A 21,680-nucleotide genomic window follows, 5' to 3' on the forward strand; every position below is an offset into this window, starting at 1 on the left:
CTGCAGGGCACGGAGCCGACTTGCGTACCCTCGACGCCCGTGAGCGCGCACACGAACCCCGACAAGATTACTGAAGCCGATTTCACCGGCTACGACCTCATCGTGGTCGGGTCCGGTTTCTTCGGGCTGACCGTGGCCGAACGGGCCGCGGCCGAGCTCGGCAAGAAGGTCCTCGTGCTGGAGCGGCGCCACCACCTCGGTGGGAACGCCTACTCCGAGGCCGAGCCGGAGACCGGGATCGAGGTGCACCGCTACGGTGCGCACCTGTTCCACACGTCGAACAAGCGGGTGTGGGAGTACGTCAACCGCTTCACCGAGTTCACGAGCTACCAGCACCGGGTCTTCGGCAAGTATCAGGGGCAGGTCTACCCGCTGCCGATGAACCTCGGGCTCATCAACCAGTTCTTCGGCAAGTCGCACACGCCGGACGAGGCCCGTGAGCTGATCGCCAAGCAGTCGTCGGAGTTCGAGACCGCGAACGCGCAGAACCTCGAAGAGAAGGCGATCTCGCTGATCGGCCGCCCGCTGTACGAGGCGTTCATCCGGGCCTACACGGCCAAGCAGTGGGAGAACGACCCGAAGAACCTCGGCGCCGACATCATCACCCGGCTCCCGGTCCGCTACACCTTCGACAACCGGTACTTCAACGACACCTACGAGGGTCTGCCGGTCAACGGCTACACCGCGTGGCTCGAGAAGATGGCCGAGCACGAGAACATCGAGGTGCGGCTGAACGTCGACTACTTCGACGTCCGTGAGCACATCCCCGCCGGCACGCCGACCGTCTACACGGGTCCGCTGGACCGCTACTTCGACTACTCCGCCGGCCGGTTCACCTGGCGCACGGTGGACTTCGAGTCCGAGGTCGTCGAGACCGGTGACTTCCAGGGCACCTCGGTGGTCAACTACAACGACGAAGAAGTGCCCTACACCCGGATCATCGAGTTCCGGCACTTCCACCCGGAGCGCAAGCACTACCCGAACGACAAGACCGTCGTGTTCCGCGAGTACTCCCGGTTCGCCGGTGAGGCCGACGAGCCGTACTACCCGATCAACACCCCGGACAACCGCGAGAAGCTCGAGGCCTACCGCGAGCTGGCGAAGGCCGAGGCCAAGGACAAGAACGTGCTGTTCGGCGGCCGTCTCGGTACCTACAAGTACCTCGACATGCACATGGCCATCGGCTCGGCACTGTCCGCGTTCGACAACAAGATCGCGCCGCACCTGACCGATGGCGCGCCTCTCGACGGGTCCCTCGATGCTTGAGAAGGGCGCTCCCACCGGCGAGGTGGCGGTTCTGGCGAAGGCGCAGGGCGTCCTGAAGAGTGGCGTCACCGTCAAGGCGGCGCGGGGTCTTTCGCACTTCGGCGAGCACAGCGCGGGATGGTTCGCGCTGGGCCTCGTCGGGGCCGCGGTGGACAAGAAGCGCCGCAAGGACTGGCTGGTCGCGGCGGTCGGCGTCGTCGGCGCGCACGCCGCCTCCATCGCGGTGAAACGCGTGGTCAGGCGGCCGCGACCGGACCACCCGAGCGTCGAGGTCCTGGTCTCCACGCCGAGCAAACTGAGCTTCCCGTCCTCGCACGCGACCTCCACTACGGCGGCGGCGGTGCTCTACTCCGGATTGACCGGGCGTAACCTGGTCCCGGCCCTGGTACCGCCGATGCTGGCCTCCCGGCTCGTCCTCGGCGTCCATTACCCGACCGACGTACTGGCCGGAGCTGCCCTTGGGGGCGTAGTCGGCGGCTTGATACGTAGGAAGCTGAAGCGACGATGAGTGAAACGACCGAGAAGGCCGATTCGAAGCCTGACGACGTAGAACCCGTGGCCGCGACCGAGGCCGCCGAACCGAAGAAGGTCGCCGGCGGTCTCGTCGGCGGCATCATCAAGACGGCACGCCCGCGCCAGTGGGTGAAGAACGTGCTGGTGTTCGCCGCACCGTTCTTCGCCTTTTCGAAGTCGACGGACCGGACCGGCCTGCTGATCGCCGCGGTGATCGCCTTCGCGGCGTTCTCGCTGGTGGCCTCCTCGGTCTATCTCATCAACGACGCGATCGACGTCGAGGCGGACAAGGCCCACCCGACCAAGCGGAACCGGCCGATCGCGGCCGGGATCGTGCCGGTGCCGGTGGCCTTCGTCGCGGCAGGCGTGTTCTTCGCCGCCGGCCTCGGCATCTCGTTCCTCGCCAGCTGGCAGCTCGCGGTCGTGCTCGCGGTCTACGAGGCCGTCCAGCTCGGCTACTGCTTCGGCCTCAAGCACCAGCCGGTGGTCGACCTGGCCATCGTCGGCTCGGGCTTCCTGATGCGGTCGATCGCCGGTGGTGTGGCCGCGGGTATCGCGCTTTCGCAGTGGTTCCTGCTGGTCACCGCGTTCGGCTCGCTGTTCATGGTGGCGGGCAAGCGCTACGCCGAGATCATGCTCTTCGAGCGCACAGGGGCGAAGATCCGGTCTTCGCTCAAGAAGTACTCGGCGAGCTACCTGCGGTTCGTCTGGGCGACGTCCGCGGCGATCCTGATCATGTCGTACTGCCTGTGGGCGTTCGAGATCCGCCAGGCGGAGCGCGACTCGGTCTGGGCGATCGTCTCGATGGTCCCGTTCGTGGTGGCCGTGCTGCGCTACGCCGTCGACGTCGACGGCGGCAACGCGGGCGAGCCGGAGGAGATCGCACTCAAGGACCGCGTGCTCCAGGTGCTCGGCGCGAGCTGGGTCATCACGCTGTTCCTGTCGTTCTACCTCTGATTCGACAGCTCCGGCACAGCGCATCCACAGGTTGCGCACGCATCCTCGGTGAGGGAAGCGGGCACCGCGCCCGCTCCCATCGACCCAGGAGCGAAAGATGAGCGACCCGCAGCGGCCGTCCGACGACGACAAGACGGTCGAGCAGCCCGCCGAAACCCCAGCGCCCGTAGCTCAGCCGGTCGCGGGCCCGAAGAAGAGCGGTTTCCGCCGCTTCGCCGCCGCCCGGGTGACTCAACTGGTCGCGGTCGGCCTGCTCGGCTTCATCCTCGGTGGCGGTGTCCTCGGCACCGCCGTCGGTCTCGCCGTCGGCAGGCACGGTGACCGGCCGGGGATCTCCCGTGAACACCGTGGTCCGGACGGTCCCGGCGCGCACCGCGACTTCCGTGAGGGTCCTGGTGACCGCGGTCGGCGTAACGACGGAAACTGAGCATCACCTGTCCGTGGGACCGCCGCGGCGTGACCAGCCCACGGAGGTAGATAACGGAAACATCACGACACCGTGTACGGTGTTCGTGATGCGAAGCGCCTCCGCTGAATTGACCCAGGCCTCCGGTGCGCTGCCGGGAGCCGCCGTCCTTACCCGCCCCTGGGCGCTGCCCGCCGGGGCGGCGGTCGCTTCAGCCCTGGTGTTCGTGCTGGTCAGCGGGCATTTGATCGACGACACGTACATCACACTGTCGTATGCGAAGAACCTCGCCTTCCACGGCCATTGGGGCCTGATCGAGGACGGCACCGCCAACACCGCGACGTCACCGCTGAACGTCCTCGCACTGGCGCTCGTCACGTTCATCGTCCGTGACGCCGTCTTCGCCGCCGGGATCGTCTTCGTCGCGAGCCAGGTGGCCCTCGTGCTCGGCCTGCGCCGCATCGCCGCCGCGACCGCCCTTCCCGGCGGGTTCGCCCCGCTGGCGCTGGGCCTGCTGCTGGTGAACCCGCTGCTGATCTCCTCGGTCGGGCTCGAAGTCGCCCTCGGCTCGGCGGCCGTCGTCTGGCTGATGGTGTTCCTGCACGAACGCCGTCCAGCCGCCGCGGGCGCGATGATCGGCCTGATCGCGCTGATCCGGATCGACCTGCTGCTGATCGCGTTCGTCCTGTTCCTCGCGCGCCGCGAGTTCTGGGCGGGTATCTGGCGGATGACGTTCGCCGCGCTCGCGGTGATGCTGCCGTGGTTCGTGTTCAGCTGGCTGGTGCTGGGTTCGGCGGTGCCGGACACCCTGGTCATCAAGATCATGCAGCGGTCGTGGGGAGCGTTCAGCTTCACCAACGGGCCGCTGCTGTACTGGCGCAACTTCCCGGTGGCGGCGACGCTTTCCTTCCTGCCGCTCGTGATCGGCGGTCTCGTCGGTCTACTGTGGACATTTCACTACCGGCGTGGCTCGGAACAGGCGAAGCGGCTGGCGCCGTTCGCGACGCTCGCGATCGCCGGTGCGGCGCACTATCTGGCGTACTGCTGGCTGAATGTCCCGCCCTATCACTGGTATTACGCGCCGAGCATCACCGGCGCGACGATCTTCCTCGCCGCCGCTGCCTGCGCGGTACCCGGCCGCGCCCGGCTCGGCGCGGGAACCCTCGCCGGCGCGTTCCTGCTCGTGAGCGCCGTCGCCTACGCGACTCCCGAATTGCCGCGCCGGTTCGCGCCGATCACCAGCAACCACGCCGCGTCCGACGAATACCGCGAGATCGGCTCGCAACTGGGCGAACTGACCAAGGGGCGCAAGGTGGAAAGCGCCGGTGAGGTCGGCGCGCTCGCCTACGCCTGCGACTGCGACATCGTCGACCAGTTCTCCGATCGCGGCTCGGTCGATCCGGCGATCGTCGAGACGAAGAACCGCAGCGGTGATCTCGGCAAAGCCCTGCTGGCAGCGAACTTCCGGTTCTTCGACCACAGCGTCCCGCCCGCGACCCCGGACCTGGTGCTGGCCACCACCCGGAGGGCACCGCCACCGAACGCACTGGCCACCTGGACGATCAGCTCACCGTGGATGGGCACCCAAAAGCTGTACCTGCTGCCCGCGACCCGGTAGCCCCCCACCCGCCGCAATTAGTCCTCTAGTTGCGGTCCTTGCACGCGCAACTACCGCAACTAGAGGACTAAATGCGGGGGTTGTCGTTCCCTAGATCGGCAGTTTCCGGAAGATCGGCCGGGGGATGTGCCGCAGGGCGGACATGACCAGGCGGAACGGCGCGGGCGACCACACCAGTTCCTTACCGGCGCGCGAGGCGTTGACCGAGGTTTCGGCGACCTGCGCGGCGTCCACCGTCAGCGGGGCGTCCTTGAGACCTTCGGTCATCTTGGTCCGGACCTGGCCGGAGCGGACGACGGTGATCTGCACGCCGAACTCGGCCAGGGCCTCGCCAAGACCCAGGTAGAAGCCGTCGAAACCGGCTTTGGAGGAGCCGTAGACGAAGTTCGACCGGCGGACGCGCTCACCGGCGACCGACGACAGCGCGATGACCTTGCCGTGGCCCTGCGTCTTGAGCTTGTTCGACAGCGCGACACCCACCGAAACCGCGGCCGTGTAGTTCACGGTCGCCGCCTCGACGGCCTTCGCGTGGTCCTGCCACAGCTCCTCCTGGTCGCCGAGCAGGCCGAAAGCCACGACGGTGACGTCGATGTCGCCGCCATCGAAGGCCTTGTCCAGCACGGCCGGGTGCGAGTCCGTGTCCTTGGCGTCGAAGTCCACAGTGGACACTTCGGCGCCCTTGTCCTTCAAGCGCTGGGCCGCGGCGTCGAGCCGCGGGGACTGGCGCCCGGCCAGCACGACCCGGAGGGGGCGCTCGGCCAGGTACTTCTCCGCGATCGCGAGCGCGATGTCGGACGTGCCGCCGAGCAGCAGCAGGGACTGGGGGTTGCCAACAGCGTCGATCACAGTTCCAACCTTCGGGACATGTCAGAGGCGAAAACGCCTTCGGGGTCAACGGAAGCGCGGACCTTGCGCCATTCCTCGAGCCGCGGGTACATCTTCGCGAAGTTCTCCGCGGAGGTCCGCGAGTCCTTCGCCGTGTACAAGCGGCCACCGAGCGCGAGCACGTCCTCGTCGAGTTCCTGGCAGAAGCGGCTCAGGCCGTCCTTGATCGGGAAGTCGAGGCAGACCATCCAGCCGGGGTGCGGGAACGACAGCGGCGCCGCGTTGCCCTCGCCCATCTGCTTGAACACGTTGAGGAACGACACGTGCCCGGAGTCGGCGACCTTCTGGATGATGCGGCGCAGCGGCTCGTGCGCGTTCAGCGGCGTGCTGAACTGGTACTGCAGGAAACCCCTGGAGCCGTAGGCGCGGTTCCACTCGCCGAACAGGTCCAGCGGATGGTAGAACGCGGTCAGGCTCTGGATCTGGTCGCGCGCGTTCTTCGCGGTCTTTCGGTAGTACAGCTCGCCGATCGCCGAGAACGACAGCTTGTTGGCCAGCCCGTTCGGGAACACGTCAGGCAGCGTCGCGAGGGTGCCCGGATTGAACTTGAGCGGATCCACGCGCAGCTTGGGCGGCAGCTCGTCCAGCTTGGCGAGCGAGCCGCGCTGAAAGGCGGCGCGGCCCAGCTTCGAACCGGTGGAGATCGAGTCGAACCAGCCGGAGGAGTACGTGTAGTTGTCTTCGGAGCCGTCGGTGACCAGCGCCAGGGTCTCGTCGAGATTCGCCGTGCGCTGGATGTCGGCCTTGAAGTAAGCCGTCTCGGTCTTCGTCATCCGGATCTTGGCCCGGACGACGACGCCGGTCAGGCCGATGCCCGCGACTGTCGCCCAGAACAGCTCCGAGTCCGGGCCCTCCGGGGTCAGCGTGCGCACCTGGCCGTCGGCGGTGACGAGGTCCAGCGACACGACGTGGTTGCCGAAGCTGCCAGCCGAGTGGTGGTTCTTGCCGTGGATGTCGTTCGCGATCGCTCCGCCGATGGTCACCTGCCGGGTACCCGGCAGCACCGGGACCCAAAGGCCGTAGGGGAGGCCCTCTCGCATCAGCTTGTCGAGGCTGACGCCCGCGTCGAGGTCGACGATGCCCGAATCCGGGTCGATCGAGTGGATGCGGTCCAGCGCGGTCATGTCGATGACCAGGCCGCCGGCGTTCTGGGCCGGGTCGCCGTAGGACCGGCCGAGACCGCGCGCGATGACCCCGCGTTCCCCGGCCTGCGTCACCGCGCGGGCGATGGACTCCACGTCGGGGGTGCTCAGGACGTCCGCGATACTCGGCGACGTCCTCGCCCAGCCCATGAGCGTCTGCCGCTGTGTCTTGGGTGCTTGGGTCACGCCGACCAGGGTAACCACGCCGAACACTGCCCGGAACGTGACCCTGAAGTGCTCGCTTCTACACTTTGGGCACCAGCCCCAGCAGTTTATGAGGTAGAGCAGTGGTGGCGACCGACCCGCAAGCCGGTTCGACGGCAGCGCCGTCCCCTCCCGGGCTGCTCGGGCAGCTCATCCGCTTCGCGCTCGTCGGCGGCTTCTGCGCCTTGGTTGATTTCGGTGTTTACCAGGGGCTTCGTGCCCTCGGAATGGACGTGTCGCCGTGGGTGGACATCGCCCGCGCGCTCAGTTTCATCGTGGGCACCACGACCGCCTTCTTCCTGAACCGCAAGTTCACCTTCGCCGGTGGACGCCAGGAGGGCGCACGTCAGATCGGTAGCTTCGTACTCCTGTACGCCGTAACGTTCCTCGTCGCCGTGGGCGTCAACCGCACGATGTTGCACGTCCTGCCGGAGTCGGCCTGGAAGGCCACTTTCGGTTGGGTCGTTTCGCAGGCAACCGCGACCGTGATCAATTTCGTCATGCTCAAGTGGGTCGTCTTCCGTGAGCCCCGCGCCACCGCCATAAGCACAGAGGAGAACTGAGGATTCATGCCCGGTAAAGCCGCCGTCACCGGAGAGGCCCCGAGCGCCATGGTGAGCACTGTCGACGACACCCGCTTCGCGGAACGCACCCCGCAGGGCCGTCTCACCGCGCAGCGCGGGCTCTACGCCGGCCCGGCCCCTATCGTCAGCAAGGACCTCTACGCCGAGCTCGAATGGGGCAGTGCCGTGCGCGAGCGCGCGGGCATCGCCATCGAGCCGGCGTCGAAGGTGTCCGGCAACACCTACTTCGGGCGCTTCCCCGCGAGCTACTGGCAGCGCTGGACCGACGTGACCGAGGTCGCCGTCGAGGCCGTCGTCACCGGTGACGGGCAGCTGTCCGTCGGCGCTTCCGACATCGAGGGCGACTCGCGTGTGGTCGCCGCCGAGATCGTCGCGGGCGCGAAGCGGCAGAAGGTGACGCTGTCCGCGAAGCTCGACAAGTTCTACGACGGCGGCGCGCTCTGGCTCGACCTCGAGACCGAGGGCGGCCAGTCGCTCCGCGTCGAGAACGTCCGCTGGACGGTCGAGGCGCCGGAGAAGATCCGCCCGACCGCGGTGACCATCTGCACGATGAACCGCGCCGACGACTGCCTGTCGAACCTGCAGGCGCTCGCCGCCGACGTCTCCTCGCTGGAGACGCTCGACGCGATCTACGTCGCCGACCAGGGCACCGACCTCGTCGAGTCGCGTGACGGCTTCGAGCAGGTCGCGAAGGACCTCGGCGACAAGCTGCACTACATCAAGCAGCCGAACCTCGGCGGTGCAGGCGGCTTCACCCGCGGCCTCTACGAGGTCGCCGGGCACACCGAGACCGAGCACGCGAACGTCCTGTTCATGGACGACGACGTGCTGCTGGAGCCGGATCTAGTGATCCGGATGACCGCGTTCTCCAACCGCACGGTCAACCCGGTCATCGTCGGCGGGCAGATGCTGAACCTGCTGCACCCGAACCAGCTGCACGTCGGCGCGGAGTACGCCCGGCTGAACACGCTGGAGCCCGGCCAGCCGGTCACGCACTCGCTCTCGACCGCCGACCTGCTCGGCGTCGACGAGGAGACCCTCAAGCCGAACCGCCAGGAGCGCCGCCTCGACGCCGGGTACAACGGCTGGTGGTCGTGCCTGATCCCCTACGAGGTCGTCAAGGCCACGGGCTACCCGCTGCCGTTCTTCTTCCAGTGGGATGACGCGGAGTACAGCTACCGCGCCCGTGCGCACGGCTTCCCCACGGTCACCCTTCCGGGCGCCGGCGTCTGGCACGCCGACTTCCACTGGAAGGACTGGGACGAGTGGCACCGCTACTTCAACCTGCGGAACTCGATCATCACCGCCGCGCTGCACTCGCCGTTCAATCTGAACCTGCTCTCGCGCGTACTCGTCGCGCAGCTGGTCCGGTATCTGCTCGGCATGCAGTACGGCCTGTCCGCCACGCTGATCAAGGCCGTCGAGGACTTCCTCGAGGGGCCGGAGGTCCTGCGTGACGGCGGCGTCGCCGCGATGAAGGAGATCCGCCGGATCCGCGACGAGTTCCCCGAGACGAAGCGGCACAAGGCCACCGACGTCCCGGGCATCGCGTCGAACGACATCGGCATCATCAACAGCGCGCCGCGGCCCAGCATGCAGCGCCTGGTGCTGATCAAGCGGATCTTCGACCGGGTGCTGGGCCGCAGCCGTCACTCGCTCGGCGCGATCCCGATCGACGAGGCCCACTGGTGGCACGTCGCGACCTTCGACACCGCCGTCGTCACCGACGCATCGCAGGAAGGCGTGCGGGTCCGCTCGTACGACCGCGCGAAGATGTTCGACCTGGCACGGAAGGGCGCGAAGGTCATCCAGCGGCTTCGCAAGGAAGGCGCCGCGGTGCAGGAGCAGTACAAGCGCTCCATGCCCGAACTGACGTCGCGGGACAACTGGAAGCGGCTCTACGAGCTGTAGGCAATGCCATGAACGGTCCGTTCCTCGCAAATTTCGCGAGGAACGGACCGTTCCTTGCATCTGGGCCCAGGGTCGTGAGTGGGCTGAGGGTCGCTGCCCCCAATGTGGCATTGGGGGCATCAGTCCCGCGGTGTGTCGTGCCGCGTGGAGCACCGTCTCGACCGACGTGGCCGTCCGCGAGCGGCTCGACGCGGGCCTCGCCGATTCGCCGTCACTGCCCGCGGCCCGGGCGGCGGGCGCGCTGGTCGCGGCCAACGGCAGCACGTCGGTAGTCGCCGGACGACACCCCCAGCGGTTCGTCCGGAAAGCCACCTTCCTGCTGGTCGCCGCCAGCCGCCCGGAGATCAAGACGGGCTTGAAGCTCTTCCCGCGACTAGTGCAACCCGAACACCCGGTTCTTGCGGTTCAGGTCGTCGATGTAGGCGGCGGCGACATGGGAGAAGTTGATCGCCACCTCGGAGTCGTCCTTGGTCTGGACCGTCTGGACCGAACCGGTGCGGACGAAATGCGAAAGGTCCTTGGTCAGCCGTTCGGTTTCTTCCGCCGTGAGCGCGAAGAGCAGCGGCTCCCCGCCGGCGGCGAGATGGAGGACGAGCGCGGGTTTCTGATCTGCCATGGACCCATGGCACCAGTCTTGATCACAGCCGGGCAAGCGGGTTCGCTGCGGGCGTATCGGGTACGTGGACTACGTTCATCCCGACGAACAAGACACCCGCGGGGGGAAAAGGCGATGCCGCATTCGTTCTCGCTGTCGCTGGCGGCGGTGGACATCCTGCTCGAACACGGCCGGTTCGGGCCGGCGCCGGTCCCGTTCGACGTCCCGCACATCGGCACCACGACCGATCAGCGCGCGATGGTGCGTGAGGCAGTCTTCCGTGATCTCGAAGGCCGCGGCCTGATGCGCGGCGGCAGGCTCGACGCCGACGTCGAACTCGCGCTCGCCACGTTCGTCAACCCGCAGCTCGCCGTCTGGGCGGTCGCGCAGATGGACAAGGACAAGCAGCTCTTCGCGAGGGCGGCGACGAACGGCCAGTTCGCGGTCGTCGCGCGCCAGGAGGAGAACCTGCTCGTCTTCGAGGAGACCAGGCCGACCGCGATCGTCGCGTCGATCGTCGACCTGCTGCCGCTCACCCCTGCGGGCCCCGGCCAGTCCGTCACCATCGCGAAGCCCGTCAGCGCGCCGAAGCGCCCTCGCAACGACGACGCCTACGACCCCTTCGCCGGTGTCAGCGGTCCCCGTTCTCACGGGTCGAACCCGCAGCAGCGGCAGGTGGAGCGGATCTTCGAGAAGCCGAAGACGCGCGTGGGCCAGTTCAGTGTGTTCATCCGCGGCGGCCAGGTCTTCCCGCCGCTGGCCTGGTTCGACACCGAAGCTGGCCGGTTCATGATGACCTCGCGCCAGGCGGCCGACGGGCAAAGCTGGCTGACCTACGCTCCGGCCGACAACGCGAGGATCGCGCAACAGCTGTACGCCCAGCTCGAAGGCCAGTTCTGAACCGTCGGGAACCGGGTTGACGCCTGTTTCGTCACAGTTTTGGAGAGATCTTCGGTGATCGGAGAATCACCGTTGCGCCGATTGCCCGGCTAGTAGACTGCCGGGCGGTACGCACGGGCGAGCAGACGATGCAGTGGGGCGGACGATGGCTTTCGAAGCGGACGGCGGACAGGCGGCACCGGACTACTCGATCGGCGCCGCCATGGGCGCGGCAGCCGGCTATGTGGCCAAGGGCGGGCTGAACCAGGAGGCGATCGCCAAGGTCAGCGCCGAGACCCAGAAGCTGGTCTCGGCCGCCAAGAGCGGCGGCTTCAAGATCAGCGAAGAGGGTGTCAAGCCGCTTCGTGAGGCGCTGGCGAACATGTCGGAGGAACTCAGCGCGCTGAAGATCAAGACCATGGCGCTGAACGACGCACCGCAGCTGGGTGGCCACCCTTACGGCAAGGCGGTCGCGGCCCACGACCACAAGGGCGCGGCCCAGTCGGCCAACTCCGCGAGCGCGGTCATCGGGCAGTTCGAGCAGGTGGTCAAGGACGCCGACGAGGCGCTGGCCAGGGCCGCCGGACTGTACAAGGGTGCCGAAGACCGGGCGCTCGACGCCACCAAGAAGGTTCAGGCCTGAGGACGATGAAGAAGCTCTACGTGGTGCCGCTCGCCGCGGCCGCCCTGCTGCTGGCCGCGTGCTCCAGCGAAAAGCCGGGAAACGCCAGTCCCGCGCCGTCAGCCCCTCCCGCGTCGTCGAGCGCGTCCGGCGCCGCGCCCACGTCCGGCGCGGACACCGCGTCGATCGACCCGTGTTCACTCGTCGGCGCGACGGACCTGGCGTCCTATGGGACATTCAAGCCACCGACGACCGAAAACGCGGGCGGAGCCCGTCTCTGCACGCTCAACAAGGAGGCGGCGACAGCCTCGGAAAGCCTTTCGATCGGTGTCGGTGTCCGTGACACACAGGGTCTCGACACGGTGAGCGACGCCGGTAACGGCAAGACCACCGGCAATGTCAACGGGCGCAAGGCGGTTCTGGCACCCAGGCCCCCGGCGGGGTGCTTGATGGCCCTCGAACTCGGCGCGTCGGCGCGTGTCGACGTCCTGGTCGCGGCCGACGACACCGAGAAGGCCTGTGGGATCGCCGAGAAGGTTGCCGACATCGTCGAACCGAAGCTTCCGAAGAGCTAAGGGGGAATCAGGATGACCACGAAGACACCGAACCTGAGCGAGAAGCAGGTCTCCGACCTTTCGCCCGCGGGACGGGACGCGTACTTCCAGCAGAAGGCCCAGGAGGGCGTCGACCCCAGTGACGGTTGGCTGTTCGGCGCGGTCAAGCAGTTCATGGCCTCCGGGAAGGCGCACCAGCAGTCCCAGGAGGTCGGCGACAAGAACGTCGATCAGCTGACCAAGAACGGCGACGTCCAGTACGTCGAGGGGCTGGAGCCGTCGAACGCGGACTACCAGGGTTACGACCACGAGAAGCTCGAGCAGTTCATCAAGAGCGACTTGAACGTCGAGCAGGTCACCGAGGTCTCCACGGCGTACCACGACCTGCACAAGGCGTTCAACACCTTCTCGACGACGATGGACAAGGCCGTCACGGCGTCGCAGGGCACCTGGGAAGGTGACGCGGCGGGCAACGCGCAGGGCTACTTCAAGAGCCTCAGCAAGTGGTCGGACACGAACTCCCAGAACGCGAAGCTCGCGTCCGAGACGATCTACGACCAGGGCACCGCGGCTTCCCACGTGAAGAACGTGATGCCCGCGCCGATCCCCTTCAACTGGAAGGACGAGGTCGGCGGCTGGATGACGTCGAACCCGTTCAACCTCGGCGACAACATCGACAAGTCCATCCAGAAGCAGAAGGACAGCCAGGAGGCCCACACCCAGGCGGCTTCCGCCATGCAGGCCTACGACAAGTCCTTGTACGAGGCCGCGTCGAAGCAGCCGGCGTTCGCCGAGCCGCCGAAGTTCGGCGTGGGCGGCGGTGGAGGCATCGACGAAACCCCGATCAGGCCGCAGCCGTACGAGCTGCCTCCCGGTTCGAACCCGCCTGGTTCGAACCCGCCCGGCAACACCTACATCCCGCCCGGTAGCGGCGGCGGTGGGGGCGGTGGCGGTGGAGTTGGCAGCGGTGGGGGCGGCGGCGGTGGCGGCACCGCCATCCCGCCGGGTGGCACCGGCCACCTCCCCGGCCCCGGTTCGAGCACGGGATCCGGCAGCCTCCCCTCGGGGACGACACCGTCCGGTCTCCAGGGCGGACCGGCGCCGATCAGCACGCCCGGTCCCTCGAACTCGAACGCGATGCCGATGAGCCCCATGCCGATGGCGCCCATGATGGGCGGCGGCGGGATGGGTGATTCCGAGTACAACGGACGAAACAGCCGCGGCGGTGGCGGAACCGGATTCGGCCCCGGCAGCGGCGCCGGTTCCACGCCCGGTTCGGGGTCCGCGTCCGGCGCGGCCCGTCCCGGCGGTGTCGGCGCCGCCGAAGCGGCGGCGGGCCGCGGTATGGGTGGTCTCGGCGGTGGCGCGGCCGGTCGTGGCGGGCCGGGTATGGGTGGCGGTATGGGTGGCGGTATGGGTGGCCGCGGTCAGCAGGCGGACGGGGACGAGGACACCGAGCACCAGCGTCCGACGTACCTCGTCGAGGGCGACCCGGACGAGGTCTTCGGGACCGACATGCGCACCGCGCCGCCGGTGATCGGCGAATAGAGGACGTCCGGCTCGGTACCGGCGCTTTTGCCCGCTTGAAGTCCATGGAGGCCCCCGCGCCTAGTGGCAGGGTCGCAGAGCTGCTGGTCTGCACTGCTGGTGGTAATCCGGGTTCGGCATCGCCAGTGCCCGTAAGGGTCGAGCGGGGAGGATTTCGGACGTTCAACGTCCTAAATCCTCCCCACTCGGGCGTCTACCGGAGGGAGCATGTCCCTGAACCTCTGTTGATCAAGCTTCGCGAGGTCACATAGCGACGAATATTCGCCTGACCTGCAGACCTCGACTTTGCCGGGGCCCTGGCGCCTAGCGCACGGAAGGCGGCGGCCTTCAAGTACTTGGAAGCCGTCTCAGTAGCGGAAGAACTTCTCCTTGCGGCCCTGGCGCACCAGCTTGAGCCACTGCAGGAACGCCTTCGGGTCCCGCTTCACACCGACGAAGTACAGCCCGAACCGCACCACTTCGAGCGCGCCGATCTTGCGCATGCCCGGCTGCGACAGCAGGTACCCGCGGTTGCGGTAGGTGTAGTAGCGCTTGACCTCGTTCTCCGGATCCTGCGCGTGGAACCGGCCGCCCAGCATCGGCTTGAACTCGTCCGAGCCGTCCGGGTGCAGGTACGCGGTCTTGAGCGAGGTGCCGAACGGCAGTCCCGAGCGCACCAGGCGCCGGTGCAGTTCGACCTCGTCGCCGCGGAAGAACAACCGCAGGTCCGGCACGCCGACGACGTCCAAAGTGGACGCGCGGAACAGCGCGCCGTTCATCAGCGAGGCGATACCTGGCAGGAAGTCCACGCCCAGTTCCGACGACGAACGCTTCCAGGTCAGCCCGCGCCGCAACGGGAACGCGAGCTTGTCCGGCGCGTCGATGTTGGACACCACCGGGGAAATCTCGGCAAGGCCCCGCTTTTCGGCCTCGGCCAGCAGGATCGCGAGCACGTTCTCGTCGGCGGGGCGGCCGTCGTCGTCGGCCAGCCAGATCCAGTCCGCGCCCAGCGAAAGCGCGTGCAGCATGCCGAGCGCGAACCCGCCCGCACCGCCGAGATTGCGGTGTGAAGGCAGGTACGTGAAGGGAAGCGGATAGTCCTCGACGACGCCCCGAGCCGACTGGTCCGGTCCGTTGTCGACCACGACGAGGTGATCGATCGGCCGCGTCTGCGCGGCGATCACCTTCAGCGAGTCCGAAAGCAGTTCCCGCCGATGGCGCGTGACGACGACACCGACGACGGCGCCTTCGGGTAACTGCCGGGTCTCGCTGGTCATCCTTGGCCGCCGTTCGTCAGCGACACCGGCTCCGGCTCGATGCCGAACCGCTGCAGTGTCTCCTTGCTCATGCTCTCGAACGGGTCGCGCCCCTTGTAGCCGGTGAGCACGTCGCGCAGCGAACCGCGCTGCTTGACATGCCCCTCGTCCATCCAGATGGCGGAGTCGCAGAGCTCGAAGAGGAACTCGTCCGAGTGGCTGGCGAACACCAGGATCCCGGACCGCTTCACGAGGTCCTTAAGCCGGTCCTTCGCCTTGTTGAGGAACGCCGCGTCGACCGCGCCGATGCCCTCGTCGAGGATCAGGATCTCCGGGTCGATCGAGGTGACCACGCCGAGCGCCAGCCGCACGCGCATACCGGTCGAGTAGGTCCGCAACGGCATCTGCAGGTAGTCGCCGAGTTCGGTGAACTCCGCGATGTCGTCGACGCGGGCTTCCATCTGCTTCGCGGTCATCCCGAGGAACAGGCCGCGGACGATGATGTTCTCCAGCCCGGAGATCTCCGGGTCCATGCCGATGCCGAGGTCGAAGACCGGCGCGATCTTGCCGGAGATCTTCGCCGAGCCGCGCGTGGGCTCGTAGATTCCGGACAGCAGTCGCAGCAGCGTCGACTTCCCGGCGCCGTTGTGGCCGACCAGGCCGACGCGGTCGCCCTGTTTCAGCGAAAGCGTCACGTCGTGGAGGGCTTCGATGATCGGCACCTTGCTCTCGGTGCCGATCTTGCCGCCGACCTTGCCCAGCACCCGCTTCTTCAGCGAGCGGGTCTTCGCGTCGAAGATCGGGAAGTCGACGAAGGCGTTGTGCACATCAATGCTGACCACTTGTCACACCCAATAAGAGACGCGGGAACGGTAATTACGCATCGCGACCAGCGCGAGGATCCAGCCGATGACGGTGATGCCACCCACGACCACCCAGCTGTAGGGGCTGACGGCCTGCCCGATCATCGGCGCGCGCACGATCTGGATGAAATGGAACAAGGGGTTGCCGTAAACGTAGGGCAGCGCCCACGAGGTGCCGACCCGCGCGCCACCGTCCATCAGCTGGTCGATCGGCCAGACGATCGGCGTCAGGTAGAAGAGCAGCTGAATGACCGAGCTGATCACCTGCGGGATGTCGCGGTAGCGGGTCGAGATGATGCCCAGCAGCAAGGTGACCCAGCCGGCGTTCAGGGCGAGCAGGAAGAAACCGGGGATCGCGGTGAGCGAGTACCAGCCGATACCGGGGTGGCAGATACCGGAGAAGTTCCCGTCGCAGTTGCCGGTGTTCAGCGTGTACTTGTGGTTCAGCGCGGTGAAGAAGATCGAAACGACGATCACGTAAACGATCAGGTTGTGCACCAGCATCAGGGTCTGGCGCCAGACCGTCCGCAGCACGTAGACCGACAGCGGCGCCGGGAGCTGTTTGATCAGCCCCTCGTTGGAGATGAAGGTCTCCATGCCCTCGGACAGGCAGCCGCTGATGAAGCCCCAGATGATGAAGCCGGTGCTGATGTAGGGCAGGAACGTCGCCGTCGGCATGTTGAACAGCTGGGAGTACAGCAGTCCGAGGCCGAGTGCGATGACGCCCTGGCTGATGGTGATCCAGAACGGGCCGATCACCGAGCGGCGATAGCGCTGCTTGATGTCCTGCCAGCCGAGGTGTCCCCACAGCTCTTTGGCGGCGAAACCGGTCTTGATGTCGGCGAACGCGCGCGCGAAGGTCTTGCTGTCCGAAATCGGCGGGACCGAGGTCGGCGCAGCACTGTCGGCGGCGTGAACCGTGCTGGTGGCATGCACGGGAACGAGGGTACCGATGGGGCGGCCGGTGCCTGGGCCGCCCCGTCCGGACACGGAAAGCTACCGTCGGCTTGGCGCCCGGACGCGGTGCGTGCCTGGTACTTTCTGCCCTCATGACTGCTGCACTCGGCGACGCGAGCTTGATGGTCAATCTGCTCGCCGCATACGCCGACCGGCCGGAGCCCCGTTCGGTGGCCGTGGTCGGGAATCAGCCGCTGCCGCCGGACCCCCGGCGGGCGAAGGCCATCGACGCCTGTGACCTCGTGATCCGGGTCAACGGCTTCGTCGTGGACGAGCCGGGCGGCCCCGAAACCGTCGGCAGCCGGGTGCACGTCGTCGTGTTCAACCGCGCCGTCCGCGCCACCAAGCACGTCTTCCGTGACTACCGTCAGCGGCTCTACCTGCTGGTCGAGCCGGGCCGGATGCACTGGGAACCCGAAGACATCCCGGGCTGGTGGCCCGGTGACCTCGGTTACGTGCCGGTGCCGAACCGTGAAGTCGTCCTGCCGCTCTCGGACGCGCTCGGCCTGCCGAGCCGCGAACAGGGCCTGTGGTCGACCACCGGGACGCTGGCCGCCTGGATCGCGCGGACGTCGTTCCCGCACGCCAACCTGATCCTGTCCGGTTTCTCGTTCATCGACGACCCGGACCAGACCCACTGGGAGCACGCCGCGGGCGACTCCTGCATCGTCGGCCCCGAACACCAGATCGCCGCCGAGGGCAGGCTGCTGGACTCCTGGACGAAGACCGGCGAAACCGAACTCCTGCGCTGACACCGCAGTCAGCCCACCCTGAGAAGGAACCACCCCATGGCAGTGCAGAAACTCCGCAACGGCGTGATCGGCCGGATCGCCCGGCTCATCGACTTCCGGATCGACGAGCGGCTCCGCGACCTCAACGGGCGGGTCAACGAACTCGAACACGCCACCGCGGACCACCGCCGACGGCTCGACGGCGCCGAGAGCGGCCTCGAGCACGCACGCGGTGACCTGCGCTGGACCCGCGCCGAGCTGGACCGGCTGATCCCGAGCGTCGCGGCCCAGGAGGCCCAGCTGGAGGATCTGCGCGTGTCGATCTCGCTGCCGGCGCACGCAGACAAGCCCGAACTGGCCGAGGCACGCAGCTTGATCCAGGAGATCCAGCGTCAGCACGCCCAGATCCGCGTCCGGCTGGCCGGCATCGCCCGCTACGAGGACCGGCTGCGCCGCCTCGAAGACCAGCAGCGCGAGACCGCCGACCAGGCTCGGTGACCGTACTGGCCCGAGCGGCCACGGAGGCCGACGCCGGGCTGCTGCTGGACTGGCGGAACGACCCCCGCACCCGGCAGGCCTCGCGTTCGACCGGCGTCATCGCGCTGGACGAGCATTCGGCCTGGCTGCGTGGGGTACTCGCGTCGACCGAGAGAGCGCTGTACGTCGTCGAGTTCGACGGGGTCCCGGTCGGCACCGTCCGGTTCGATCGCGAGGAGGAGGAGGGTGTCTGGGAGGTCAGCATCACCCTCGCGCCGGAAAGCCGGGGCCGTGGCCTGTCGGGCTCGGTACTGGCCGCGGGTGAGCGAGCCTTCACCGCCGGTCACCGGGCGCGGGTCGTGGTGGCGGCCGTGCACCAGGACAACGCCGCGTCGGCCGCGCTCTTCGACCGGGCGGGGTACACCGAGACCGCGCCCGCCGTCGACGGTTTCCGGAAGCTGCGTAAGACTGTGGCTTGAGCAGACCGTCGTCAGGGAGGCGTTTCGTCCATGTCAGCAAAGGAAGTCCGGATCGGCGCGCACCGCATCGGAGCCGGGCATCCGCCGTTCGTCATCGCCGAAATGTCCGGGAACCACAACGGTGAGCTGGACCGGGCGCTGGAGATCGTCGACGCGATCGCCGAAACCGGCGCGCAAGCGGTCAAATTGCAGACCTACCGGCCCGACACGATCACCATCGACGTCGACACCCCCGCTTTCCGGGTCAGCGACTCGCATTCGCTGTGGGGCGGCGAGAACCTCTACCAGCTCTACGAGCGCGCCCACACCCCGTGGGAGTGGCACGAGCCGCTGTTCGAACGGGCCCGCGCCCACGGTCTCGAAATCTTCTCCAGCCCGTTCGACCCCTCCGCGGTCGACCTGCTGGAATCGCTGGACGCGCCCGCGTACAAGATCGCGTCGTCGGAGATCGTCGACCTGCCGCTGATCGAACTGTGCGCGAAGACCGGCAAACCGCTGATCATCTCGACCGGGATGGCCAGCGTCGCCGAGATCGACGCGGCGGTGCGAACCGCGCGTGGGGCGGGTAACGACCAGCTCATCGTACTCGGCTGCACCGCCAGCTACCCCGCCTCGCCCGCGGAGAGCAACTTGCGCGGCCTGCCCGTCCTGGCGGGTGTGACCGGGACGCTCGTCGGCCTGTCCGACCACACGCCCGGTATCGGCGCCCCGCTGGCGGCCGTCGCCCTCGGCGCCGTCGCGATCGAGAAGCACGTGACCCTGGCCAGGAGCGACGGCGGCGTCGACTCGGAGTTCTCCCTGGAGCCCGCCGAGCTGGCCGCGCTGGTCACCGAGTCGCATCGCGCCTGGGAGGCGCTGGGCGCGGCGGTCATCGGGCCGCGCGAGAGCGAGAAGGAAGGACTGCGGCTGCGGCGGTCCCTCTACGTCGTCGAGGACGTGCGTGCCGGGGACACCGTGACGCGGGAGAACGTGCGCTCGATCCGGCCCGCCGGTGGGCTGGCGCCGTCGGAGATCGTGAACGTGCTCGGCCGCGAGTTCGCCTCTGATGTCCCGAAGGGCACCGCGCTCAGCTGGGGCTTGATCTAGCCGAAGAAGGCGTGGACCTCGTCGATGACGCGGTCCACGTCGGCGTCGGTCAACGCCGGGAACAGCGGCAGCGAAAGCTCTTGGCTGTAGTACAGCTCCGCGTTCGGGCACAGGCCCCGCCGGTATCCGAGTTCTTCGAACACCGGATGCCAGTACGCGGGGATGTAGTTGACCTGCACGCCGATTCCCTTGGCGCGCAAGCGGTCGAACAACGCGCGCCGTCGTCCTTCGAGGACTCGCAGCGGGTACAGGTGCCACACCGGGTCCGCGCCGTCGCGTACCGCGGGCGTCAGTACGCTGTCCAAAGAGGACAGTGCGGCGGTGTAGCGCGCATGGATCCCGGCGCGGCGCTTCTTGAACTCCGCGAGCCGTCGCAGCTGGCTGCTTCCCAAGGCGCACAACACATCCGGCAACCGGTAGTTGAGGCCGAACTCATGCACCTCCTGGTGCCACGCGCCCTCGTCCGGATAACGCTGCGCGGCCTTGTCCCGCACCAGCCCGTGGTTGCGGAAGCCGCGGGCGCGCGCCAGCAGCTCGTCCGAACCGGCGATCACCGCGCCGCCTTCGGCCGTGGTGAGGTTCTTGGTGGGGAAGAAGGAGAACGTGGTGAGGTCGGCGAGCGAGCCGACCGGCCTGCCCTGCCAGTTGCCGCCGACGGAATGCGCGGCGTCCTCCAGGAGCAGCGCGCCGTTGTCGTGCGCGATGCGGCCGAGTTCGTCCAGCTCAGCGGGGTGTCCGGCGTAGTCGACGGCCGCGACGACCTTGGTCCGCGAGGTGACCGCAGCCGAAGCGGCGGCCGGGTCGAGGTTCCCGGTGTCCGCCTCGACGTCGGCGAAGACGACCTTGCCGCCGAGCAGCGCGGCCGTCGCGGCGGTGGCGACGAACGTCATCGGTGACGTGACGATCTCGTCGCCGGGTCCGATCCCGGCCGCCGCGTACGCGACGTGCAGTGCCGCGGTGCCCGAGGTGACGGCGACGGCGGGGGTGCCGCCGGTGTGCTCGGCGAGGTCTTCCTCGAACCGCGTGACAGCCGGGCCGGTGGTCAGCCAGTCGCCGCGCAGTACCTCGGTGACCGCGGCGATGTCCTCGTCCGAGATGGACTGACGGCCGTAGGGGAGGAAGTCAGCCGACGTGCTCTTTCCCGCGGAGGCGGCATCGGACTCAGCCATACTGCTCGACCAGGTCGCGCAGCTCATCGGCGTCGAGCCACAGGTCGTTGGTGTCCGAGCGGTACGCGAAGTTCTCCGCCACGGCGGTGCCGCTCGACGGCGGCTCGTAACCCCAGCCCGCGATATGCGGCTGGACGACGTAGCGGTCGGTCAGCCGCAGCGTGCGGCGGGCGTCGTCGGGGGCGATCATCTCTTCGTGCAGCTTCTCACCGGGCCGGATGCCGACCTCGTGCATCGGTGACCCGGGCGCGATGGCCTGCGCGAGTTCGACCAGCCGCATGCTCGGGATACGCGGCACGTACAGCTCGCCGCCGTTCATCTGGTCGAACGAGTCGACCACGAACTGCACGGCCTGCGGGAGGGTGATCCAGAAACGGGTCATCTCCTTGTGCGTGATGGGCAGCGACTCGCCCTTGGCCGCGAGCGCGCGGAAGAACGGGATCACGCTTCCGCGCGAGCCCATCACGTTGCCGTAGCGGACCACTGAGAACCTGGTCGGATGCGTCGCGGCGTAGTGGTTCGCGCTGATGAACATCCGGTCGGCGCACAGCTTCGTGGCGCCGTAGAGGTTGATCGGGCTGGACGCCTTGTCGGTCGAGAGCGCGACGACCTTCTTCACGCCCGTGTCGATCGCGGCCTCGATGACGTTCTGCGAGCCGACGACGTTGGTCTGCACGAATTCGAACGGGTTGTACTCACCCGTGTCGACCTGCTTGAGGGCGGCGGCGTGCACCACGTAGTCGACCCCGTGCATCGCGCGCTCGAGGCGGCGGCGGTCCCGGATGTCGCCGATGAACCAGCGCAGCCTCGGGTCGTTGTCGAACTGCTGACGCGCTTCGTACTGCTTGAGCTCGTCTCGGGAGAGCACGACCAGCCGTCGCGGGTTCAGCTCGGCCAGGGCGTAGGTGATGAACGCCTTGCCGAACGAACCGGTCCCGCCGGTGAGCAGGATGCTGGAGCCATCCAGCTCGGACATCGTCGACCTCCGCGTTTCGGTGC

Annotated in this window: 23 protein-coding genes; 15 read left to right on the forward strand and 8 right to left on the reverse strand. The window is 67.8% G+C overall.

Annotation, left to right across the window (positions count from 1 at the left end; genetic code table 11):
* Positions 1 to 39: 39 nt before the first annotated feature.
* The 5 genes from glf to ACM6LR_RS27260 all read left to right on the forward strand — a co-directional run bounded on the left by glf (position 40) and on the right by ACM6LR_RS27260 (position 4,760).
* Complete coding sequence (glf, locus tag ACM6LR_RS27240; RefSeq protein ID WP_414936317.1) at positions 40 to 1,266, forward strand: UDP-galactopyranose mutase; 1,227 nt, start codon at positions 40 to 42, stop codon at positions 1,264 to 1,266.
* Positions 1,259 to 1,774 carry a phosphatase PAP2 family protein gene (locus ACM6LR_RS27245; protein ID WP_414936316.1) on the forward strand — a complete coding sequence of 172 codons (516 nt, stop codon included), beginning with the start codon at positions 1,259 to 1,261 and terminating at the stop codon, positions 1,772 to 1,774. Before glf ends, ACM6LR_RS27245 begins: the two co-directional genes overlap by 8 nt.
* Entirely contained in the window at positions 1,771 to 2,736 is a 966-nt protein-coding gene (locus ACM6LR_RS27250) for a decaprenyl-phosphate phosphoribosyltransferase (protein WP_414936315.1), read from the forward strand. The genes ACM6LR_RS27245 and ACM6LR_RS27250 overlap by 4 nt, the downstream gene beginning before the upstream one ends.
* A 97-nt stretch (positions 2,737 to 2,833) precedes the next feature.
* Positions 2,834 to 3,163, forward strand: a complete 330-nt coding sequence (locus ACM6LR_RS27255; RefSeq protein ID WP_414936314.1) for a hypothetical protein — start codon at positions 2,834 to 2,836, stop codon at positions 3,161 to 3,163.
* A gap of 88 nt (positions 3,164 to 3,251) precedes the next feature.
* Positions 3,252 to 4,760, forward strand: coding sequence for a hypothetical protein (locus ACM6LR_RS27260; protein WP_414944780.1), 1,509 nt, complete (start codon positions 3,252 to 3,254; stop codon positions 4,758 to 4,760).
* A gap of 90 nt (positions 4,761 to 4,850) precedes the next feature.
* Here the strand turns inward: ACM6LR_RS27260 and ACM6LR_RS27265 are convergent, their stop codons facing one another.
* Together ACM6LR_RS27265 and ACM6LR_RS27270 are read right to left on the reverse strand one after the other, a co-directional pair.
* Positions 4,851 to 5,606, reverse strand: coding sequence for a decaprenylphospho-beta-D-erythro-pentofuranosid-2-ulose 2-reductase (locus ACM6LR_RS27265; RefSeq protein WP_414936312.1), 756 nt, complete (start codon positions 5,604 to 5,606; stop codon positions 4,851 to 4,853).
* Positions 5,603 to 6,973: an FAD-binding protein gene (locus ACM6LR_RS27270; protein ID WP_414936311.1), complete on the reverse strand. Its 1,371-nt coding sequence runs from the start codon at positions 6,971 to 6,973 to the stop codon at positions 5,603 to 5,605. Before ACM6LR_RS27270 ends, ACM6LR_RS27265 begins: the two co-directional genes overlap by 4 nt.
* 101 nt (positions 6,974 to 7,074) lie before the next feature.
* Between ACM6LR_RS27270 and ACM6LR_RS27275 the strand changes: the two genes are divergently transcribed.
* Entirely contained in the window at positions 7,075 to 7,554 is a 480-nt protein-coding gene (locus ACM6LR_RS27275) for a GtrA family protein (RefSeq protein ID WP_414936310.1), read from the forward strand.
* Positions 7,555 to 7,560: 6 nt separating this feature from the next.
* Positions 7,561 to 9,486, forward strand: coding sequence for a glycosyltransferase (locus ACM6LR_RS27280; protein ID WP_414936309.1), 1,926 nt, complete (start codon positions 7,561 to 7,563; stop codon positions 9,484 to 9,486).
* A gap of 373 nt (positions 9,487 to 9,859) precedes the next feature.
* Here ACM6LR_RS27280 and ACM6LR_RS27285 read toward each other — a convergent pair whose 3' ends face one another.
* A complete protein-coding gene (locus ACM6LR_RS27285) occupies positions 9,860 to 10,102 on the reverse strand; it encodes a hypothetical protein (protein WP_414936308.1) in 243 nt (80 codons plus the stop codon).
* A 114-nt stretch (positions 10,103 to 10,216) separates the two neighbouring features.
* Between ACM6LR_RS27285 and ACM6LR_RS27290 the strand changes: the two genes are divergently transcribed.
* The 4 genes from ACM6LR_RS27290 (at position 10,217) to ACM6LR_RS27305 (ending at position 13,684) form a co-directional block, all read left to right on the forward strand.
* Positions 10,217 to 10,981, forward strand: coding sequence for an ESX secretion-associated protein EspG (locus ACM6LR_RS27290; RefSeq protein ID WP_414936307.1), 765 nt, complete (start codon positions 10,217 to 10,219; stop codon positions 10,979 to 10,981).
* A gap of 145 nt (positions 10,982 to 11,126) precedes the next feature.
* Positions 11,127 to 11,603, forward strand: a complete 477-nt coding sequence (locus tag ACM6LR_RS27295; RefSeq protein WP_414936306.1) for a hypothetical protein — start codon at positions 11,127 to 11,129, stop codon at positions 11,601 to 11,603.
* Positions 11,604 to 11,608: 5 nt separating this feature from the next.
* On the forward strand, positions 11,609 to 12,157 hold the full coding sequence (locus tag ACM6LR_RS27300; RefSeq protein WP_414936305.1) for a DUF3558 family protein: 549 nt from the start codon (positions 11,609 to 11,611) through the stop codon (positions 12,155 to 12,157).
* A 12-nt stretch (positions 12,158 to 12,169) separates the two neighbouring features.
* Positions 12,170 to 13,684, forward strand: coding sequence for a hypothetical protein (locus ACM6LR_RS27305; RefSeq protein ID WP_414936304.1), 1,515 nt, complete (start codon positions 12,170 to 12,172; stop codon positions 13,682 to 13,684).
* 347 nt (positions 13,685 to 14,031) lie between these two features.
* On the opposite strand, the gene ACM6LR_RS27310 is transcribed toward ACM6LR_RS27305, so the two are convergent.
* The 3 genes from ACM6LR_RS27310 to ACM6LR_RS27320 are packed head-to-tail and all read right to left on the reverse strand — an operon-like array spanning position 14,032 to position 16,718.
* Complete coding sequence (locus ACM6LR_RS27310; protein ID WP_414936303.1) at positions 14,032 to 14,940, reverse strand: glycosyltransferase; 909 nt, start codon at positions 14,938 to 14,940, stop codon at positions 14,032 to 14,034.
* The gene (locus ACM6LR_RS27315; RefSeq protein ID WP_414936302.1) at positions 14,937 to 15,761 is read right to left on the reverse strand and encodes an ABC transporter ATP-binding protein; all 825 of its coding nucleotides are present in this window, start codon (positions 15,759 to 15,761) and stop codon (positions 14,937 to 14,939) included. The genes ACM6LR_RS27310 and ACM6LR_RS27315 overlap by 4 nt, the downstream gene beginning before the upstream one ends.
* A 3-nt stretch (positions 15,762 to 15,764) precedes the next feature.
* Positions 15,765 to 16,718 carry an ABC transporter permease gene (locus ACM6LR_RS27320; protein WP_414936301.1) on the reverse strand — a complete coding sequence of 318 codons (954 nt, stop codon included), beginning with the start codon at positions 16,716 to 16,718 and terminating at the stop codon, positions 15,765 to 15,767.
* Between the two features lie 143 nt (positions 16,719 to 16,861).
* On the opposite strand from ACM6LR_RS27320, the gene ACM6LR_RS27325 reads away from it, so the two are divergent.
* From ACM6LR_RS27325 to pseI, 4 genes are read left to right on the forward strand one after another with little or no spacing between them, the layout of a single operon-like run.
* The gene (locus ACM6LR_RS27325) at positions 16,862 to 17,491 is read left to right on the forward strand and encodes a hypothetical protein (RefSeq protein WP_414937087.1); all 630 of its coding nucleotides are present in this window, start codon (positions 16,862 to 16,864) and stop codon (positions 17,489 to 17,491) included.
* Positions 17,492 to 17,527: 36 nt separating this feature from the next.
* On the forward strand, positions 17,528 to 17,968 hold the full coding sequence (locus ACM6LR_RS27330; protein ID WP_414936300.1) for a hypothetical protein: 441 nt from the start codon (positions 17,528 to 17,530) through the stop codon (positions 17,966 to 17,968).
* On the forward strand, positions 17,965 to 18,426 hold the full coding sequence (locus ACM6LR_RS27335; protein ID WP_414944781.1) for a GNAT family N-acetyltransferase: 462 nt from the start codon (positions 17,965 to 17,967) through the stop codon (positions 18,424 to 18,426). The genes ACM6LR_RS27330 and ACM6LR_RS27335 overlap by 4 nt, the downstream gene beginning before the upstream one ends.
* Before the next feature lie 30 nt (positions 18,427 to 18,456).
* Positions 18,457 to 19,512, forward strand: a complete 1,056-nt coding sequence (gene pseI / locus ACM6LR_RS27340) for a pseudaminic acid synthase (protein WP_414936298.1) — start codon at positions 18,457 to 18,459, stop codon at positions 19,510 to 19,512.
* Here the strand turns inward: pseI and ACM6LR_RS27345 are convergent.
* Both ACM6LR_RS27345 and pseB read right to left on the reverse strand, forming a co-directional pair.
* Positions 19,509 to 20,681: a DegT/DnrJ/EryC1/StrS family aminotransferase gene (locus ACM6LR_RS27345; RefSeq protein WP_414944782.1), complete on the reverse strand. Its 1,173-nt coding sequence runs from the start codon at positions 20,679 to 20,681 to the stop codon at positions 19,509 to 19,511. The genes pseI and ACM6LR_RS27345 overlap by 4 nt on opposite strands.
* Positions 20,674 to 21,657 carry a UDP-N-acetylglucosamine 4,6-dehydratase (inverting) gene (pseB, locus tag ACM6LR_RS27350; RefSeq protein ID WP_414936296.1) on the reverse strand — a complete coding sequence of 328 codons (984 nt, stop codon included), beginning with the start codon at positions 21,655 to 21,657 and terminating at the stop codon, positions 20,674 to 20,676. Before pseB ends, ACM6LR_RS27345 begins: the two co-directional genes overlap by 8 nt.
* Positions 21,658 to 21,680: the final 23 nt, after the last annotated feature.

Origin of the sequence: Amycolatopsis sp. cmx-11-32, from assembly GCF_047608695.1 — a bacterium.
Classification (GTDB): domain Bacteria; phylum Actinomycetota; class Actinomycetes; order Mycobacteriales; family Pseudonocardiaceae; genus Amycolatopsis.